This is a genomic window from Arthrobacter sp. CG_A4, assembly GCF_035985125.1.
Taxonomy (GTDB): domain Bacteria; phylum Actinomycetota; class Actinomycetes; order Actinomycetales; family Micrococcaceae; genus Arthrobacter.
The window spans coordinates 1-18,494 of record NZ_JAXCID010000020.1; the positions used below are offsets into that span (position 1 = coordinate 1).

16 protein-coding genes and 1 pseudogene are annotated in these 18,494 nt (G+C 66.5%); 8 read left to right on the plus strand and 9 right to left on the minus strand.

All coding sequences use genetic code 11. The features are described from left to right. A pseudogene (locus tag RCH07_RS10175) lies at positions 1-311 on the plus strand (hypothetical protein); the annotation flags it as partial. A gap of 144 nt (positions 312-455) precedes the next feature. On the opposite strand, the gene RCH07_RS10180 reads toward RCH07_RS10175, so the two are convergent. Continuing rightward, positions 456-1,328 carry a sulfurtransferase gene (locus RCH07_RS10180; protein ID WP_326967356.1) on the minus strand — a complete coding sequence of 291 codons (873 nt, stop codon included), beginning with the start codon at positions 1,326-1,328 and terminating at the stop codon, positions 456-458. Between the two features lie 124 nt (positions 1,329-1,452). Here RCH07_RS10180 and RCH07_RS10185 point away from each other — a divergent pair, with 124 nt between their 5' ends. Next, complete coding sequence (locus tag RCH07_RS10185) at positions 1,453-2,529, plus strand: PLP-dependent cysteine synthase family protein (RefSeq protein ID WP_326967412.1); 1,077 nt, start codon at positions 1,453-1,455, stop codon at positions 2,527-2,529. 67 nt (positions 2,530-2,596) lie between these two features. Here the strand turns inward: RCH07_RS10185 and RCH07_RS10190 are convergent, their stop codons facing one another. Beyond that, entirely contained in the window at positions 2,597-3,253 is a 657-nt protein-coding gene (locus tag RCH07_RS10190; RefSeq protein ID WP_326967357.1) for an MBL fold metallo-hydrolase, read from the minus strand. Between the two features lie 105 nt (positions 3,254-3,358). Here RCH07_RS10190 and RCH07_RS10195 point away from each other — a divergent pair, with 105 nt between their 5' ends. Next, positions 3,359-3,814, plus strand: a complete 456-nt coding sequence (locus RCH07_RS10195; protein ID WP_326967413.1) for a Fur family transcriptional regulator — start codon at positions 3,359-3,361, stop codon at positions 3,812-3,814. 15 nt (positions 3,815-3,829) lie between these two features. Here the strand turns inward: RCH07_RS10195 and RCH07_RS10200 are convergent, their stop codons facing one another. The 7 genes from RCH07_RS10200 to RCH07_RS10230 all read right to left on the minus strand — a co-directional run bounded on the left by RCH07_RS10200 (position 3,830) and on the right by RCH07_RS10230 (position 11,874). Continuing rightward, positions 3,830-4,543: a hypothetical protein gene (locus tag RCH07_RS10200; protein ID WP_326967358.1), complete on the minus strand. Its 714-nt coding sequence runs from the start codon at positions 4,541-4,543 to the stop codon at positions 3,830-3,832. A gap of 87 nt (positions 4,544-4,630) precedes the next feature. After that, positions 4,631-5,521 (minus strand): metal ABC transporter permease, encoded by an 891-nt coding sequence (locus tag RCH07_RS10205; RefSeq protein ID WP_326967359.1) that lies wholly within the window; start codon positions 5,519-5,521, stop codon positions 4,631-4,633. Beyond that, positions 5,522-6,337: a metal ABC transporter ATP-binding protein gene (locus RCH07_RS10210; protein ID WP_326967360.1), complete on the minus strand. Its 816-nt coding sequence runs from the start codon at positions 6,335-6,337 to the stop codon at positions 5,522-5,524. It abuts the gene before it with no gap. Between the two features lie 193 nt (positions 6,338-6,530). Further along, complete coding sequence (locus tag RCH07_RS10215) at positions 6,531-7,394, minus strand: metal ABC transporter solute-binding protein, Zn/Mn family (protein ID WP_442784806.1); 864 nt, start codon at positions 7,392-7,394, stop codon at positions 6,531-6,533. Positions 7,395-7,546: 152 nt separating this feature from the next. Beyond that, the gene (locus RCH07_RS10220; RefSeq protein ID WP_326967362.1) at positions 7,547-8,608 is read right to left on the minus strand and encodes a hemolysin family protein; all 1,062 of its coding nucleotides are present in this window, start codon (positions 8,606-8,608) and stop codon (positions 7,547-7,549) included. Further along, positions 8,605-9,966 carry a hemolysin family protein gene (locus RCH07_RS10225; protein WP_326967363.1) on the minus strand — a complete coding sequence of 454 codons (1,362 nt, stop codon included), beginning with the start codon at positions 9,964-9,966 and terminating at the stop codon, positions 8,605-8,607. Before RCH07_RS10225 ends, RCH07_RS10220 begins: the two co-directional genes overlap by 4 nt. Before the next feature lie 405 nt (positions 9,967-10,371). Beyond that, positions 10,372-11,874, minus strand: a complete 1,503-nt coding sequence (locus RCH07_RS10230; RefSeq protein ID WP_326967364.1) for a GuaB1 family IMP dehydrogenase-related protein — start codon at positions 11,872-11,874, stop codon at positions 10,372-10,374. A 284-nt stretch (positions 11,875-12,158) separates the two neighbouring features. Here RCH07_RS10230 and RCH07_RS10235 point away from each other — a divergent pair, with 284 nt between their 5' ends. The 5 genes from RCH07_RS10235 (at position 12,159) to RCH07_RS19290 (ending at position 18,455) form a co-directional block, all read left to right on the plus strand. Further along, on the plus strand, positions 12,159-15,995 hold the full coding sequence (locus tag RCH07_RS10235; RefSeq protein WP_326967365.1) for a multifunctional oxoglutarate decarboxylase/oxoglutarate dehydrogenase thiamine pyrophosphate-binding subunit/dihydrolipoyllysine-residue succinyltransferase subunit: 3,837 nt from the start codon (positions 12,159-12,161) through the stop codon (positions 15,993-15,995). Positions 15,996-16,124: 129 nt separating this feature from the next. Next, positions 16,125-16,724, plus strand: coding sequence for a GDSL-type esterase/lipase family protein (locus RCH07_RS10240; protein WP_326967366.1), 600 nt, complete (start codon positions 16,125-16,127; stop codon positions 16,722-16,724). Positions 16,725-16,821: 97 nt separating this feature from the next. Continuing rightward, positions 16,822-17,664 carry a DUF4097 family beta strand repeat-containing protein gene (locus tag RCH07_RS10245; protein WP_326967367.1) on the plus strand — a complete coding sequence of 281 codons (843 nt, stop codon included), beginning with the start codon at positions 16,822-16,824 and terminating at the stop codon, positions 17,662-17,664. Continuing rightward, positions 17,664-18,284, plus strand: a complete 621-nt coding sequence (locus tag RCH07_RS10250; protein ID WP_326967368.1) for a PadR family transcriptional regulator — start codon at positions 17,664-17,666, stop codon at positions 18,282-18,284. Before RCH07_RS10245 ends, RCH07_RS10250 begins: the two co-directional genes overlap by 1 nt. A gap of 96 nt (positions 18,285-18,380) precedes the next feature. Beyond that, the gene (locus RCH07_RS19290; RefSeq protein ID WP_104061284.1) at positions 18,381-18,455 is read left to right on the plus strand and encodes a 50S ribosomal protein bL37; all 75 of its coding nucleotides are present in this window, start codon (positions 18,381-18,383) and stop codon (positions 18,453-18,455) included. Positions 18,456-18,494 lie beyond the last annotated feature (39 nt).

Consider the following 18,494-nt stretch of genomic DNA (forward strand, 5'->3'; position numbering starts at 1 on the left):
CCACCCGGACCAACGGCGCAGGACTCTGCGAAGCCTGCAACCACACCAAAGAAAACCCCGGCTGGACCGCCAAACCCCGCCCCGGGCCCGACGCCACCCCCCACCACAGGCACACCATCGAACTCACCACCCCCACCGGCCACACCTACCACTCCACCGCCCCACCACTCCCAGGAACAGATCTGGGCCGAACGTCACCGGACCCACCCCCGCCTCGCCGCCGCAGCCGTCGCAACCACCACCGCCAACACAGCCACCGGGCCAAGATCCTCCGGATCGCCAGCCGGGGCCGACAACAGCCAGACCACTGACGCCCCTAAACGCCCCACCCACAGCAACAGCCCCACCAACAGCAACGCGGGGTCACATACGGCCCATCCAACAGGGCATAACGGGCCATATCTGACCCCGCGTTGCAGTCAGAAGCGGGTCAGCGTGCCCCCGCCGTCCTGCACCTATGGCGCGGGGGTGCCGCCACCGTAGGGCGCTGTGCCGGTCGCGACTTCGTTCGAGGGCTTGTTGGACCATTCGGAGAAAGATCCCGGAAAGAGCGCTGCAGGGAAGCCGGCAATGGACAGCGCCGCGATTTGGTGGGCCGCCGTCACGCCCGAACCACAGTAGACCGCGGTGGCGATATCAAGCCGCACCCCCACACCGGCGAAGCGTTCCCGCAGCTGTTCGGCCGGAAGAAACTTGCCGTCCGGGCCAAGGTTGGCCGAGGTGGGGGCGCTGACGGCTCCCGGGATGTGGCCGGCACGCGGATCCACCGGTTCGATTTCGCCGCGGTATCGCTCCCCCGCCCGGGCGTCCAAGAGGAGCCCCTGCCGGCCCCATGATGCCGCCTGGCCTGCATCGATCACAGGCATGGCCCCGTCCGAGAGGAGGATGTCGCCACCAGCCGGCCGCCGCTCGCCGCTTTCGACGTCGAACCCGGCGGCACCCCAGGCAGCCAGTCCGCCGTCGAGCAGGTAAACGTCGGCAACGCCGGCGTTCCGGAGCATCCACCAAAGCCGGGCGGCTGCCATGTTGCCGGTGTTGTCATAGGCAACAACCACGTCGCCGCTGCGGACTCCCCAGGAGCGGGCGGACGCCTGAAACTGTTCCAGCGACGGGAGCGGATGGCGGCCGCGACCAGGGTCCGCGGGACCGGCCAGTTCGGTCGCGAGGTCCACGAAAACAGCGCCCGGAAGGTGCCCGGCGAGGTAGTGCTCCCGGCCGTTCGGGTCGCCGAGCTCCCAGCGCACATCCAACAGCACCGTGCGCTTCCCGGTTTGCCCGACGCCGCCCAGCCGGTCTTTCAATTCCGCAACATCCATCAAGGTCTGCATCCGCCAACTCTATCTGCGGGGTTATCAGCTGCTGGGTCATCACCTGCGGGATCATCACCTGCACGGTCATTGGTGGCGCGTCCGCCGCGGGTAGGCTGGTGCGGTGGTGATCAGAGAGCGCACAATGGGCCGGGCCTGGGCTGACGAGGCCGTCCGTAGAATCGATGCCGAGAACAACCGCTCCGCCGACACCCACCTGTATTCGGTTCCGCTCCCGGAGCACTGGGGTGTCCAGTTGTACCTCAAGGACGAATCCACGCACCGGACCGGAAGCCTCAAGCACCGGCTGGCGCGGTCGTTGTTTCTGTTCGGGCTGGTCAACGGCTGGATCACCGAGGGGACCACCATTGTTGAGGCCTCCAGCGGCAGCACGGCGGTCTCGGAGGCCTACTTCGCGCAACTGCTGGGGCTGCCGTTTATCGCCGTCATGACGCGGACCACCAGCCGCGAGAAGATCGCCCTGATTGAACAATTCGGCGGCTCCTGCCTGCTGGTGGACCATGCCTCGGAGGTCTATGCCGCCGCCGGTGAACTGGCCAGGAGCACCAACGGCCACTACATGGACCAGTTCACGTACGCCGAGCGGGCGACGGACTGGCGCGGAAACAACAACATCGCCGAGTCGATCTTCGGCCAGCTGGCGCTGGAAGAGCACCCGGTCCCCCGCTGGATCGTGGTGGGCGCCGGCACCGGCGGGACCAGCGCGACCATCGGCCGGTACCTCCGCTATCACCGCCACAACACGGAGCTGGCCGTTGTAGATCCGGAGAACTCCGCGTTCTACCCCGCGTGGCTGGGCCGCCGCGACGGCGAAGGGCATTCCGCGGCGACAGGGCTTCCCTCAAGGATCGAGGGAATCGGCCGGCCGCGGATGGAGCCGAGTTTTGTTCCCGCGGTGATCGACCACATGGTGCAGGTTCCGGACGCCGCCTCGGTGGCGGCGATGCGGCACCTTCAGCGGCACGCCGGACTGCACGCCGGCCCATCAACCGGCACCAACCTTTGGGGCGTGTGGCAGCTCATCGCCGGGATGATCGCCGAGGGCCGGCGCGGCAGCGTCGTGTCCCTGATGTGCGACGGCGGCGACCGCTACGCAGGCAACTACTACAACCCGGGCTGGCTGCAGTCCCAGGGGCTGGACCCTGAGCCCCACGAGGCCGCCATCCGCGAGTTTTTCGCCAGCGGGGTCTGGCCGGCCTAAGCTCCGGGCCGGGTTTCCCGGCTGGCGCCTCCGGCCGGGTTTCCCGGCTGGGCTCGTCCTGCCGGGCTTAGACCTCCACCGAGTCACCGCTGGAGAGGTGCCGGTAATCGGTGCCGTATTTGGCGCCGAACCGGGTCACATGGCCCTCGACCAGGCTACGGCCACTCTCGTTGAGCAGGGCGTCGTGGATCGGGAATGCCTTCGGGGCGCGGACGCCGATGACGAAGTCCACCACTTCGCCTACCTTGTTCCACGGTGCGTGGATCGGCACGAGCAGCGTCCGCACCTCCACGCCGTCGGGAACTATGAAGGAGTCCCCCGGATGGTACACATTGGAATCCACAAAGTAGCCGATGTTGGCCACCACCGGAATCTGCGGATGGATCAGCGCGTGCTGCCCGCCAAAGCTCCTGACGGCGAAGCCGGCAACCTCAAAGTCCTCCCCGGGGGCAACGGGATGGATCCGGGATCCGGCGTCAGCCGCTTTGTCGCGCAGTTGCGCGGCTACCCCGGCCGGCGCGAAGAGCTGCAGCGTGTCGCTGCCCAGCAGTGCGGCGACGACGGCGTCGACGTCGAGGTGGTCCGGATGTTCGTGGGTGATCAGCACGGCATCCGCGCCGGCCAGCGCCTGGTCCGTCTCGGAGAAGGTTCCCGGGTCGAAGACCAGCACCTTGTTCTCCTTCTCGAGCCGGACACAGGCATGGGTGAATTTCGTCAGCAACATCAGGCCAGCCTAGGCATCCTGCATTCCCGTGTCCACGGACCCGGCTGGTAATCTTGGACCTTGCCATCACCCAAGAGCAAGACGATCAGCGAGGCGAGCTCCACGATGTCCCAGGACGCCACAGCCGGCCACAGCCCGCGGCCGGCCGCAGCCGCGGGCAAAGAACAGCGCGTCACTAAACAGCGGCTCGCGGTCAGCGCAGTCCTGGACGAGCTCCCGGATTTTGTCAGCACCCAGGAACTCCACCGCATCCTGCAGGACCGTGGCACCTCGGTTTCCCTGGCCACCTCTTACCGGATTCTGCAGTCCCTCGCCGACGACGGCCTGGTTGACGCACTCCGGAACGCCGACGGCGAGGCCGTCTACCGGCGTTGTGCAGCTACCGGCCACCACCATCACCTGCTGTGCCGCAACTGCGGCAAGGCGGTCGAAGTGGAGGCACCCGCCGTCGAGGCCTGGGCCGCACGGACTGCTAAAGAGCACGGCTATACGGCGGTGGAACACACCGTGGAGATCTACGGGTTGTGCCCGGAGTGCACGGCACGCCAGGCGGGCGGGTAGCCAGGCGGCTGCCGCCTACCCCAGCAGTGCCTCGTACTCCTCTGCCCGCGCGCCATGTTTGAGCTCGATTTCGAGTGAATCGACACGCCGGTGGTGGCAGGACATTTCTATGCGCGTCCCACCCGCGGTCCACCGACTCGTCGGCCCACCGACGTGCGGGGAGTTCTCCTCGTCCGGGGCTCCAAGAAGGGCGACCAGCCCTTCGTGCACTGCCACATAGCCGAGCTCGGCGGCGCTGGGTCCCGGACGAGGATCCGTGTAGAGGAACACGGTGACGGATAGCAGTCGGTCACCAAGGGTGACCCAGATTCCTTCGGCGGCGCCGAGCGATGGGGCGACGAGCAGGCCGCTTCGCACCAGGGGGTGCTCGGGTTCGAGGTGGTCGCGGTCAACCAGCTTCAGCGTCGAAAAACAGGTCCTGCGATCAGATTCTGATGCTGGCCATGGTCCCGACACCGCTGCCCTGATGAGTGCAACGACATCTTGGGGGTCGGGGTCCAGGGGATCATTGGCTGCGGGCATCTTCCGGCCTGAGATCAGGGCTTTCCTGTACTTTTCCGTCTCCGCGGCTTGCCTGTTGCCCCAACCCGCCCCGACAGTCGTCCCTACGCTCGCCGCGACGACCATAAGGACCAGGCCAGCCGCGCCGTCGCCGCCCAGCCGACGCGCGATTTCCACCGCGGCCAGCGTCAGCAGAACGAGCATAAGCCACATGACGACCCGCTTCATACGACAAGATTAGTGGCCACAGTCAACGAGCGGTTCAACGTGGTCACGCCACGGTCAACGGGCGGTTCACCGGGCCGTTCGACAGGCTCAGGCAGCCGGTGCCGGAGCGCTCCGCAGCACGCGCCCGTTCATTCCCCGCTTCGCCCGGACGCCGCCGATAACGCGGCAGATGACGTAGATCAGGAACGACAGTGTGGTCACGTAGGGGCTGATCGGTAGTCGTCCGCCGAGGGCCAGCAGGATGCCGCCCACGGTCGCCGTCACGGCGAACACCACGCTGAGGATCACCACCAGCCGGGGCGACGACGTCACCCGCAGGGCCGCCGCCGCCGGGGTGATCAGCAGCGCCAGCACCAGCAGGGCGCCGACAATCTGAATGGAGAGTGCCACGCTGACACCCAGCAGCAGCATAAAGCCGAGGGCGAGGGCGCGGACCGGCACACCGCGGGCTTCGGCGACGTCGGGGTCAACGCTCGCAAAGGTGAGGGGCCGCCAAATGGCGATCAGGGCAAGCATCACGACGACGGCGGCGACCGCCAGCACCTGCAGCTGGACGGTCCCCACGGAGACGATCTGCCCCGTCAGCAGGCCGAACTTGTTGGCGGCGCGCCCTTCATAGAGTGAGAGGAAGAGGATGCCCAGTCCGAGGCCGAAGGGCATCAGGACGCCGATGGTCGAATTCTTGTCCCGGGCGCGCACCCCCATCAGGCCCAGCAGCAGGGCAGCCGCCACCGAACCGGCAAGGGAGCCCAGCACAACGTCCACACCGATCAGCAGGGCTAAGGCCGCGCCTGCGAAGGAGAGTTCGGAGATGCCGTGCACGGCGAAGGCCAGATCCCGCTTCATCACGAAGGTCCCCACCAGGCCGCCGAGCAGCCCCAGGACCGCCCCGGCCCAGATCGAGTTCTGGACCAGGATGAGCAGCTCGCCGTAGTTCTCAAAGTTAAAAATGGAGCCCAGCAGGCTTTCAAAATCCATCTAGCCCACCGCCCCTGCAACGGAGTGCGCGTCGTGGTGGTGGTGGGTGGTGGCATCAGGGACGCCCACCACCACCAGCCGGCCGTTCGCGTGGATCACTTCGACCCGGCTGCCGTAGAGATCGGACAGGACCTCGGTAGTCATAACTTCCGCCGGTGTGCCGACCCGGAAGCGTCCGCCGGCCAGGTACAGCACCCGGTCGACATAGTCCACGATGGGGTTGATCTCGTGTGTCACGAACACGACGGCGCTCTTCTGCCCGTGGCACTGTTCGTTGATCAGTCCGCTGACTGCCTGCTGGTGCTGCAGGTCAAGTGAGAGCAGCGGTTCATCGCAGAGCAGGACCTTCGGATCGGTGGCGAGGGCCTGCGCCACCCGCAGCCGCTGCTGCTCGCCGCCGGAGAGCTGCCCAACGGGCGTCTTGGCATAGTCCTCGGCCCCCACCAGGCCCAGGAGCCGGTCGATCCTGCGGTTGGCTTTGGCCTCCCCCAGCCGCACTCCCCAGCGGTGCCCGTCGATGCCGAGGCCCACCAGATCGCGGGCGCGCAGCGGAGTGTCGGGGTCGAAGGCCTTCTGCTGCGGGATGTAGCCGATCCGCCGGCTCCCCCGTTGAACGGGATGCCCGTCCAGCACGGCTGTTCCGGACGACAGTTCCTGCAGCCCCAGGAGCACCTTCAGGAAGGTGGTCTTGCCGCTGCCGTTCGGGCCGAGGACCGCGAAGAATTCACCCGGGTTGATGTCCAGATCCAGGTTCTCCCAGAGGGTCCGTTGACCGAACGAGAGGGAAGCACCGCGGAGGCTCACTACGGGTGTCAACTTGGTTTTCCTCAATTTCTGCGCGGGTCTTCTTACCCGCCCGTTCCGCTGACGCGTCTATTCACGCTGTTGCGATTATCATCTTAGGCCCCGACGATCCGTGGGGCCGGTGGGCCGGTTGGCCAGAGGGCCGGGGGGGGGGGGGCGTTAGGCCGGGGGCCGGTTGAACCAGCGCCTATTGACCGGGCTGTGCTCAGGAGAGCGTCTTGGCAATGCTGTCCACGTTGTCCGTCATCCACTGCAGGTACGTCTTGCCCTCCGGCGGCGTCTCGCTGAAGTTCAGCACGGGAACGCCGGCGGCGTCCGCGGCGTCCCGGAGCGCCACCGTCTGCGGGCCCTCGGTCTGCGGGTTGTAGGCCAGCAGCTTGATTGCGCCGGAACGCACCAGGTCGACGGCGGACTTCAGCACGGCGGGCGGGACGTCGGAGCCGGATTCGATGGCCTCCAGGTACTCGTCGGGGGTCGTGTTTTCAAGACCCGCAGCGTCCAGCAGATAGAGCGGAACCGGCTCGGTGACGGCGGCGGCACCCTGGCCGCCGGCGGCCTTGATCGTCGCGAGTTTCGCCTCCAGGCCCGCGAGCGACTCCTTGAAGGCAGAGGCGTTGCTGCGGAACGTCTCCGCCGACGACGGTTCACGTTCGCCGAGCTTGGCCGCGATGGCGTCCGCCAGCCGCTTCATGGCCGGAAAGCTGTACCAGACGTGCTCGTTGAAGCCTGCCTGGCCCGCGTTCTCCAGCCCGGAAAGCTCCGAGGCGTTCAGGATCTTCTTGGGGTCCAGCCCACTCTCCTCGGATAGCTTTTGGATGAAGTCGTCATAGCCGCCGCCGTTCTCCAGCACCAGATCAGCCTTGGATACCGCCAGTTTGTCCTGGGTGGTCACCTCGTAGGAATGCGGGTCCTGGCTGGTGCGGTTGATGATGGAGTTAACACGCACCTTGTCTCCGCCGATGGCGCTGACGATGTCTCCATAGACACTGGTGGAGGCGACGACCTCTATGGTTTTATCCTTGGCAGTTTCCTGCGGGGTGGCCGCGGTTGGACTACAGGCGGTCAGCATCACGCTGAGGCCGGCAAGGGCAGCCACTAGAACACGGGCAGCAGGACGACGCACAGGGAACCTCGGATCGTTTGTTGAGAATCAGGAGCATTAGTAACGGCTTCAAGTGTAGTCCCAAATAGGAATGATTCCTATTTAGGGCTACCCGCCGGCTAGTCCTGACCCAGCCTCCGGTAGCCGGTGGCCTGGGTGGCGTCCCGGATCTCTCCGACGAGCTGTTCAATGACGTCCTCCAGGAACAGCACCCCCTGGGTGAGTCCGTCTGGCCCTATCACCCGGGCCAGGTGCGAGCCGGTCCGCTGCATAACGGACATGGCCTTCTCGATCTCATCGTCCATGGCCAGGTTTGCCAGGGAGCGGATGTGGCTTTCTGCGATGGGCTGGTGGTAGGCGGCGTCGGGTATCGACAGCACGTCCTTGATGTGGAGGTAGCCGGAGAGCATCCCGTCGTCGTCCAGCATCGGGAACCGGGAGAAACCGGTCCGGCTCACGGCTTTTTCAAACTCCACCGGGGTGGTGTTCGCCTTCAGCATCACCAGTTTGTCGAGCGGCACCATCACCACGGACGCGGTATGTTCCGAGAACTCCAGGGCACCCGTTATGAGTCCTGAGTCGTCATCCACCAGTCCATGACGGGTGGATTCCTGCACGATCGACTGCACTTCCTCGAGCGTGAAGGAGGAGGTGACCTCGTCCTTGGGCTCGATTCGCATCAGCTTCAGGATGTGGTTCGCGGCCCAGTTGAGGGTCCCGATCACCGGCTTCACCAGCCGGGCGATGAACATCAGCGGCGGGGCCAGCAGCAGGGCTGCCTTGTCCGCCATCGACACCGAGATGTTCTTCGGAACCATTTCGCCAATGGTGACGTGCAGGAAGGTGACCAGCAGCAGCGCGACGGCGAATGCAGCGACGTCGGCGATCTCCACCGGCATGCCCACGGCTTCCAGCGGGACCGCCAGCAGGTGATGGATGGCCGGCTCCGCCACCTGCAGGATCAGCAGCGAGCAGACGGTGATGCCCAGTTGGGCGCACGCCAGCATCAACGAGACGTTCTCCATCGCCAGCAGCGTGGTCTGCGCCCGCTTGGACCCCGCCTCGGCGAGCGGTTCGATCTGGCTCCGGCGTGCGGACATGACCGCGAATTCGGCACCCACGAAGAAGGCATTGCCGAGCAGCAGCACAACGAGCCAGATGATTCCTGCCCAGTCGCTCATGCGGCACCGGCCCGTCCGGCGGCATGGTTCGCGCTGTGGTTTTCGCCGTCGTCCGCACCGGAAACACGGACGGGTTGAAAGCAGATCCGGTCGATTCTGCGACCGTCCATGCGGGTGACGCTGAGGGTCCCGCCGCCGACGTCGACAGTGTCACCAACCGATGCGATGCGGCCCAACTGGCTCATGACGTAGCCTCCCACCGTTTCGTAGGCAGACTCGTCGGGCACGGTCAGGCCCGGGATCTGTTCGGAGAGTTCATCGGGGCGCAGCAGCCCCGGGAAATACCAGTCACCGGAGGCGTTCTGCAACAGCCCCGGCCGGACCTTGTCATGTTCGTCGGCGACTTCTCCGACGATTTCCTCGACCAGGTCCTCCAGCGTGGCGATCCCGGCGGTGCCGCCGTATTCGTCCAGGACCACGGCCAGCTGCAGATTGCCTTCGCGCAGTTCCGCCAGCAACGCGTCGAGGTGGATGGTTTCCGGAACCCGGAGCACATCGGTCATGATCGCCCCGGCCTCGAGATTGGCGCGCCGGTCCGAAGGAACGGCGATGGCCTTCTTGATGTGCACCACGCCGCGGATATCGTCCGAGGATTCGCCGATAACAGGGAAGCGCGAATAGCCCGTCCGGCGCGCGGCCTCCACAATGTCGGACACCGGCTGGTCCCCGTCAATGGTCTCGATCCGGATCCGGGGTGTCATAACATCCGCCGCCGTCCGTCCGGAAAACTTCAGCGTCCGGGCAATGAAGTTGGCGGTGCCGGCGTCGAGGGTTCCCATCGCGGCCGAACGGCGCACCAGTGACGCCAGTTCGGCCGGCGTCCGGGCGCCCGAGATCTCCTCCTTGGCCTCCAGACCGAAGATATTCAGGACCTTGTTGGAGAAGCCGTTAAGGACCACGATGGCAGGTTTGAAGATTGCGGTGAAGACCAGCTGGGGCCGGGCCAGGGCCTTGCCCACGGTAAACGACAACGCAATGGCCATATTCTTGGGAACGAGCTCCCCGATCAGCATGGACAAGAGCGTGGCCAGGGCCAGTGCGAGGACGAGGGACACGGAGGCGGCTGCGGCGTCCGGGAGTCCCAGGGCGGCCAGGGGACCTTCGAGCAGCTGGCCGACCGATGGTTCCATGACATAGCCGGTCAGCAGGGTGGTGATGGTAATGCCCAGCTGGCAGCTGGAAAGCTGCGTGGACAGGGATTTAAGGCATTTGAGCAGGGGCCCGGCCGCGGTGTCGCCGTTGTCGACGGCGCGCTGGACGGTGGTCTGATCAAGGGCCACCAAGGAGAACTCGACAGCCACGAAGAAACCGGTGCCGAGGATGAGCAGGAGGCCTACGCCGAGAAGGATCCACTCCATTTAGCGGCCTGCTTCCGGAGCGCAGAAGTGGCCGGGCCGGAACAGGCCGCGTACAGAGTGGCCGGGTCGGAGGTGGCCGGGCCGGAGGCGTCCGGGAGGGACCAGCCTGTCAGGCGGAGGCTGGCCGGCGGGGGCCGGCCCTGTTTCCTGAAAGGCTCCGGACTGGCGTACGGCCGGAGCATGATGGGCACGTGAACGGGGTTTGCCGGCTCTGCGGGTGAGCTGTGCGGGACCGGTTCCGGTTCTCCGCTGACAGCCCCCAGGCCGGCACCTAGATTTACTGTCCATAGGAGTTCCAGTCTACAGGAGCGGCTGCCGCCGTCCGCCAACTCGCGCCCTCTAGAGTGACGCCCGACGGCGGCAGTTCCGGCGGCCCTGGCCGGCAGCCCGGGCCGCCAGCTTTGGTCACCAGCTTTGCGGAACCGGGCGGCCTTCCTCGTAGCCTGCCGCGGACTGGATCCCCGCCACGGCGCGTTCCCGGAACGCGGCGAGGTCCGCGGCCCCGGCATAGCTCATGGAGCTGCGGAGGCCCGCGGTGATCATGTCCAGCAGATCCTCGACGCCGGGCCGGGCCGGATCGAGGTACATGCGGGAGGTGGAGATGCCCTCCTCGAACAGGGCCTTGCGGTCCTTTTCGAAGGCGCCTTCGCGCTGGTTGCGGTTCTGCACGGCCCGGGCCGAGGCCATGCCGAAGCTCTCCTTGAACTGGCGGCCGCTGGCCTCCAGCTGCAGGTCCCCCGGGCTCTCGTGTGTGCCCGCAAACCAGGAGCCGATCATGACCTGGCTGGCCCCGGCCGCGAGGGCCAGTGCCACGTCGCGCGGGTAGCGGACGCCGCCGTCGGCCCACACCCGGCCGCCCGCTGCCCGGGCAGCCGCGGAGCACTCCAGCACCGCGGAGAACTGGGGACGGCCCACGGCGGTCATCATGCGGGTGGTGCACATGGCGCCCGGCCCGACGCCCACCTTGACGATGTCCGCCCCGGCCTGGATCAGTTCCCGGGTCGCCTCGGCGGTGACCACATTGCCGGCCACCACCGGGACGCCGGGGTTGAGGCCTTTCACGGCGGCCAGCGCATCGAACATCTTCCGCTGGTGGCCGTGCGCGGTGTCGAGGACCAACACGTCGACTCCGGCGGCCAGAAGTTCCGCGGCCCGGCCGGCCACGTCGCCGTTGATTCCGACGGCGGCCGCGACCTTGAGTTTTCCGGCCTGGTCAAGCAACGGGCGGTAGAGCGTTGAACGCAGCGCGCCCCTGCGGGTGAGCACCCCTGCCAGGGTTCCGTTCAGCCGAACGGGAGCGTAGTCGGTTCCTGCGGCGTCCATTGCGTCGAAGGCGCGGCGCAGCCCCCGAAGGGACTGGCCTGGGGACTGGCCGCGGGATTCGGCGCCCGCTCCGGTGCCGAGCCCGTCGGCGTCGAGCCCTTCCGCGTCGAGCACCAGCGGCTCGTGTCGGATGACGGAGGCGAGCGAGGCGAAGCGGTCCTGTCCCTCGCAGTCGGCCGCACGGACCACGCCGCTCACGGTGCCGGCGTCATCGACCACCACCACTGCCCCGTGCGGCCGCTTCCCCATCAGATGGAGCGCATCGATGACGGTGTCGGCCGGCGAGAGGGTGACGGGGGTTTCCAGGACCGTGTGGCGGGTCTTGATCCAGGCTGTGACGTCGCGGATCACCTCGAGGGGGACATCCTGCGGCAGCACGGCGAGGCCGCCGCGGCGCGCCATGGTCTCAGCCATCCGCTTGCCCGTCACGGCCGTCATGTTCGCTGCGACCAGCGGAATCGTGGAGCCCGTCCCGTCGTCGGTTGCCAGGTCCACCTCCAGCCGTGATGTGACATCGGAGCGGGACGGCACCAGGAAGATGTCCGAGTAGGTCAGATCGGTGGTGGGCGCGCTCAGGAATCGCACAACTGCTCCTTGGATTGGCAACGACGGTATTTAGGCAATGATTCTAGGCGTGCCGGGCGGCGTGCGGGCGCCGCGGAGCGGCCCGGGACGCTGCCGCACTTCCCTGCTTGTCGAGGCAGTCCGGCAAGTTGATGATTTGAGTCACCCCTATTGGCGGTTTGGCTCGAATCGTCACTAGACTGGCAGGGGTCTGGGTTCACTGGACGCGGAGACTGGTTCGATCGTCGTGCTGCGGCACCGTGGAAACCAGTGGGAATCAAACTCACGGAAGAGGCGTATTTCAAGTGCCAGAGCAGCCTAGCCACCGTCTACCCGAGGAATTTGGCGGAAACGAGTGGCTCGTTGACGAACTGTACGAGCGTTATCAGCAGGACAAAAACACGGTCGATGCCAAGTGGTGGCCGCTGTTCGAATCCTTCGACGCCGGTGACGGTTCGTCCACCAACGGAGCCTCAGGCGCAGCGACAGTTGCGCACCCCGCCACCCGCGAAATCCCCGTTGTAGCTCGGCTTGCCGCGTCGCCGTCGCGGCCGGCAGCACCCGCTCCGGCAGCACCCGCTCCAGCTCCCGCAGCACCCGCTCCAGCTCCCGCAGCGACCCCTGCGGCAGCGGCCCCTGCCGCGGCGAAGAAAGCCCCGGCCACCGTCGCCCGCGACGGTTCCAAGACTTCGGAGGCCAGCCCGGGCACCACACCCATCCCGGCCCAGCTGCCCAAGAACATCAAGGCCCCGACGGCTCCCGAGGAAGACGTCGTGTCCGTCCTTCGCGGCCCGGCCAAGGCCATCGCCGCCAACATGATCACCAGCCTGGAGGTGCCCACCGCCACCAGCGTCCGGGCCATCCCGGCGAAGCTGCTGATCGACAACCGCGTGGTCATCAACTCCAATCTGGCCCGTGCCCGCGGCGGCAAGGTCTCCTTCACGCACCTGATCGGCTACGCCGTCATCCGCGCCCTGGCCCAGTTCCCCTCGATGAACGTCTACTTCGACGAGATCGACGGCAAGCCCGTCGCCGTCCAGCCGGCGCACGTGAACTTCGGCATCGCCATCGACATGCCCAAGCCTGATGGCACCCGGCTGCTCATAGTGCCGAACATCAAGAAGGCGGAGACCCTCAACTTCTCTGAGTTCTGGCACACCTACGAGGACCTGATCAAGCGTGCCCGCGCCGGCAAGCTGACCGCGGATGACCACTCCGGTACCACGGTCTCGCTGACCAACCCCGGCGGCATCGGCACGGTGCACTCAGTTCCGCGGCTGTCCAAAGGCCAGGCCGCCATCATCGGCGTCGGCGCCCTGGACTACCCGGCGGAATTCCAGGGTGCCAGCGAGAAGATCATCGCCCAGAACGCCATCAGCAAAGTCCTCACGCTGACCTCCACCTATGACCACCGCGTCATTCAGGGTGCCGGCAGCGGGGAGTTCCTGAAGCTCGTGCACCAGCTCCTGCTCGGCGCGCAGAACTTTTACGACGACATTTTCGAATCCCTGCGCATCCCGTACGAGCCCGTGCGCTGGAGCCCGGACCTGCAGGTGGACCCGGCCGACGAAATCAACAAGGTCGCCCGGATCCAGCAGCTCATCCACGCCTACCGCGTCCGCGGCCACCTCATGGCGGACACCGATCCGCTCGAGTACGTCCAGCGCAAGCACCCGGACCTCGACGTCCTGACCTACGGCCTGACGCTGTGGGATCTGGACCGCGAATGGCCCACCGGCGGCTTCGGCGGCAAGCCGATGCTCACATTCCGCAACATCCTCGGCGTCCTCCGCGACGCCTACTGCCGCACCGCCGGCATCGAGTACATGCACATCCAGGACCCTGCCGAGCGCAAGTGGTTCCAGGACCAGATCGAGCACCCGTACTCCAAACCGAGCCGTGACGAGCAGCTCCGCATCGTCTCCAAGCTCAACGCGGCCGAGGCCTTCGAGACGTTCCTGCAGACGAAGTTCGTCGGGCAGAAGCGTTTCTCGCTGGAAGGCGGCGAATCCCTGATTCCGCTGCTGGACGCCGTCATCTCCAATGCGGCCGACGACGAACTCGACGAAGTAGCGATCGGCATGGCCCACCGCGGCCGGCTCAACGTGCTCACCAACATCGCCGGCAAGACCTATGCCCAGGTCTTCCGCGAATTCGAGGGCACCCAGGATCCGCGCTCCGTGCAGGGCTCCGGCGACGTGAAGTACCACCTCGGCACCGAGGGTACCTTCACCTCGGACAACGGCAAGGAGACCAAGGTCTACCTCGCGGCCAACCCGTCCCACCTTGAAGCTGTCGACCCCGTCCTCGAAGGCATCGTCCGAGCCAAGCAGGACCGCCTCGACCAGGGCAAAGCATTCCCCGTGCTGCCGATCATGGTGCACGGCGACGCGGCCTTCGCCGGCCAGGGGGTGGTGGCGGAGACGCTGAACCTTTCCCAGCTGCGCGGCTACCGCACCGGCGGCACCATCCACATCGTGGTCAATAACCAGGTCGGCTTCACCACCGCCCCGTCGTCCTCGCGTTCCTCCACCTACTCCACGGACGTCGCCAAGATGATCCAGGCACCGGTGTTCCATGTGAACGGCGATGACCCGGAGGCCGTGGTCCGCATCGGCCAGCTCGCCTACGACTTCCGCCAGCAGTTCCACAAGGACGTTGTCATCGACATGGTCTGCTACCGCCGCCGCGGCCACAACGAGGGCGACGACCCCTCGATGACCCAGCCGCTGATGTACAACCTGATCGAAGCCAAGCGTTCGGTCCGCAAGCTGTACACGGAATCGCTGATCGGCCGCGGTGACATCACCGAGGAGGAAGCCGAGCAGCTGCTGCGCGACTACCAGGAACGGCTGGAGCGCGTCTTCGCCGAAACCCACGCTGCCCAGACGTCGCCGATTCCGATTATCACTGCCGATTCTGCCGCCGTGTCGGACATCGAGCGCCCGCTTTCCCAGCAGGGAGATTCGTCCGCCCGCACCCCGGCGTCGACGGCCATTTCCACCGCGATGCTGGCCCGGATCGGCAAGGCCCACACCGACATCCCCGAGGGTTTCACCGTTCACACCAAGCTCAAGCAGCTGCTGGAGAAGCGTGAAGCGATGTCCCGCGAGGGTGGCATCGATTGGGGCTTCGGCGAGCTCGCCGCGTTCGGCTCGCTCACCATGGAAGGTGTCCCGGTCCGGCTCGCCGGCCAGGACTCGCGCCGCGGCACCTTCGTGCAGCGCCACGCCGTCTTCCACGACCGCGCCAACGGTGACGAGTGGGTACCCCTGGCCCACCTCTCAGATGACCAGGCGAAGCTGTGGATCTACGATTCCCTGCTCTCCGAATACGCGGCCATGGGCTTCGAATACGGCTACTCGGTGGAACGCCCGGATGCCCTGGTGCTCTGGGAAGCGCAGTTCGGTGACTTCGTCAACGGCGCGCAGACCATCATCGACGAGTTCATCTCCTCCGCAGAGCAAAAGTGGGGCCAGCGGTCCTCGCTGGTACTGATGCTGCCGCACGGCTACGAAGGCCAGGGCCCGGACCACTCCTCGGCCCGGATCGAGCGCTTCCTGTTGATGTGTGCCGAGCAGAACATGATCGTGGCAAACCCGACCACGGCGGCGTCGCACTTCCACCTGCTGCGCCGCCAGGCGTACAGCCGGCCGCGCAAGCCGCTCATCATCTTCACGCCGAAGCAGCTGCTCCGCCTCAAGGCCGCCGCGTCGTCGGTGGAGGACTTCACCACCGGTACCTTCCGGCCCGTGATCCCGGAGCACGAGCAACTGCCGGCCGACGCCGTCGAACGCGTGCTGTTGGTGTCGGGCCGTCTGTATTACGATCTCCTGTCCACCCGGCAGAAGACCGGAGACCAGACGACCGCAATCGTGCGGGTGGAGCAGCTCTACCCGCTGCCGTCCGCCGAGATCGCCGCGGAGCTTGCCAAGTACCCGAACGCCGACGTCGTCTGGGCGCAGGACGAGCCCGCCAACCAGGGGCCGTGGCCGTTCATCGGCCTCAATCTCCCGGATGAGCTGGACCGCCGGGTGCGCCTCGCATCCCGTCCCGCCTCGGCGTCCACCGCGGCAGGGTCGATGAAGCGGCATGCAGCGGAGCAGGACGCCCTGCTCAAGCAGGCATTCGCACGTAAGTAAAGTCATTGCTGCCCGGCCGGAGATGGAAATACGCAACTCCGGCCGGGCAGCGGTGTTTAACCGGCGTTTCCGGACCGGCGTGGTCTGGTGGACTGCGTCTCGTTAGCGCTATGGAATGAAGAGGTAGTCGTGGAAGATCGAAAGCTGCGGATCGCAGCCGTTGGCGATGAACTGCTGGCCGGGCTGGGTGACCCCCGCGCGCTGGGCTGGCTGGGCCGGGTGCTTGCCCGCACCCCCAAGGACGGCATGTCCCTGGAAAGTTACTCCCTGCCGTGCCCGCAGGAAGGGACCGAGGGGCTGGCCGCGCGCTGGCTCCAGGAGACCGGGCGCCGCTTCAGCACCAGCCACGAGAACCGCCTGGTGATCGGGCTCTCCGGCCGCGACATCGAATTCGGGCTCTCCACGGCACGCAGCCGGCTGAACCTGGCTAACATCCTGGATTCCGCCTCGCAGAACAAAATCGAGGTCTTTGTGGTAGGTCCGCCGCCAACCCTGGACCCGGCGCAGAACCGCAGGCTCGGCGAGCTCAACACGGCCTTCGCCGATGTCACCAACCGCCGCAAGCACCTTTACGTGGACACCTTCTCGCCGCTGCTGAACCACGAGCAGTGGCGCCAGGACCTCGCGGCAAACAACGGCACCCCGGGGCAGGCGGGCTACGGGCTGATGGCGTGGCTTGTGTTGCACCGCGGCTGGTTCCAGTGGCTTGGCATTGACACGCCGGAGTAGCTGGCCTTGACCCCGGGGCGCAAGGCGATATATCGTGAGTTTCGTAGTCGCGATATATCGCAATGATTGGCATCCGTAGCGCCTTCCCGGAGGAACCATGACAGAACACGAATCGGCAGGAAACACGTGGACCGTCACCGGCCCGCAGACCATCGACGTCGACGGCGTCAGCTCGCTCAAGCTCGGGATCGTCCGGGGCCGCTTCGACGTCGTCACCCACGACGAGGCCGTTGCCCGGATCGAGGTTTCCGAGGTCTCCGGCGACCCTCTCGCGATCAGCCTGGTCAACGGGCGCCTCGAGATCCGGCACCAGCTGCACGGCCCGCAGGGCTGGTTCAAGAACCTCATGGGCACCGTCAACAACAGCAGCAGCAACTCGGTCGTCGTCAGCATCGCCCTGCCGGCCGGCGTCGAGGTCGAGGCGGGAACCGTCAGCGGCGACGGCATGGTATCCGGCCTCAGCGGGCACACCCGGCTGAACACTGTCTCCGGTTCTGTCCTGGCCGACGGCACGTCCGGGAACCTGTCCGTGAACACCGTCAGCGGCGAGGTGATCGCCCGCAGCCACCAGGGCGTCTTCACAGCCAGGAGCGTCTCCGGCGAGGTCACAGCCTCGGGCGATCTTAGCCATGTCCGGGCGAACACCGTCAGCGGCGACCTGGGCTTCGATCTGCACGGCTTCACCCAGGACTTCGGCTCGAATTCCGTGTCCGGGGACGTCACTATCCGGCTGCCGCACGACGTCGGCGTGGACATTATCGCCAAGACCGCCAGCGGCACTGTGGTCATCGATGACCAGAAATATTCCCAGCCCGGCGGTGCCGTGGAGACCATCGCGGGACCTGATGCCCAGCTCATGCTGGTCCGCACCAACTCCGTCTCGGGAAAAACCTCCGTCTTCCACGGCCAGCCGACCGCGGATCCCGAAACGGGGCACTAGTGCCTCCGGTCTTTGCCCACGGAGCGCTGCGCCTGTATCTGCTCGCGCTGCTCGAGTCCGGCCCCAAGCACGGCTACGAACTCATCAAGGCACTCAGCGAACGGTTCGGCGGCACCTACTCCCCCAGCGCCGGCACCATCTACCCGCGGCTCGGCAAGTTGGAGGAGGAAGGTCTGGTGGCCACCCGGACGGAGGGCCGCCGGACCAACTACAGCATCACCCCGGCCGGCCTCGTTGAGCTCAACAGCAGGCGGGATGAACTGGCCGGAGTGGAGGATGACATCTCGGCCTCGGTCCGCCGTCTCGCCGACAACCTGCGGCAGGATATCCGGGAGAATATGCGCGGGCTGCGGGCCGACCTCGCCGCGACGGCGGAGGCGGCACGCTCCACGGCCCGTGCGGCAGGATCCACGGTCGGCGCACTCACCGGCCCGCGCTACTCCCAGGAGAGCGACCGGCGCCTGCGCGAAGCGGAAATGCTGGTCCAGACCTTCCGCGACGACATCCGGGTGGAGCTGCGCCGCCACGGCGGCCGGCAGCCCATCACTCCAGTGACACTGGAGACGGTCAAGACGGTGCTGGACCAGGCCCGGATCTCGATCCGCAATTCGCTCGACTGAGGCAGCTGGCGGGCAGACCGCCGGTTCGCGGCCCGGGTCCCGATGTGGGAGACTTGAGGGCAGCTCTTGTGAGTACCAATATTAAGGAGGCCAGCTATGAGCAAACGTGCACGTAAACGTCGTGACCGTAAGCGTGGCGGCGCGAACCACGGCAAGCGCCCCAACGCCTAAGCAAAAGCTTGAATTAACAGCTTGAAACGAATGACCCCG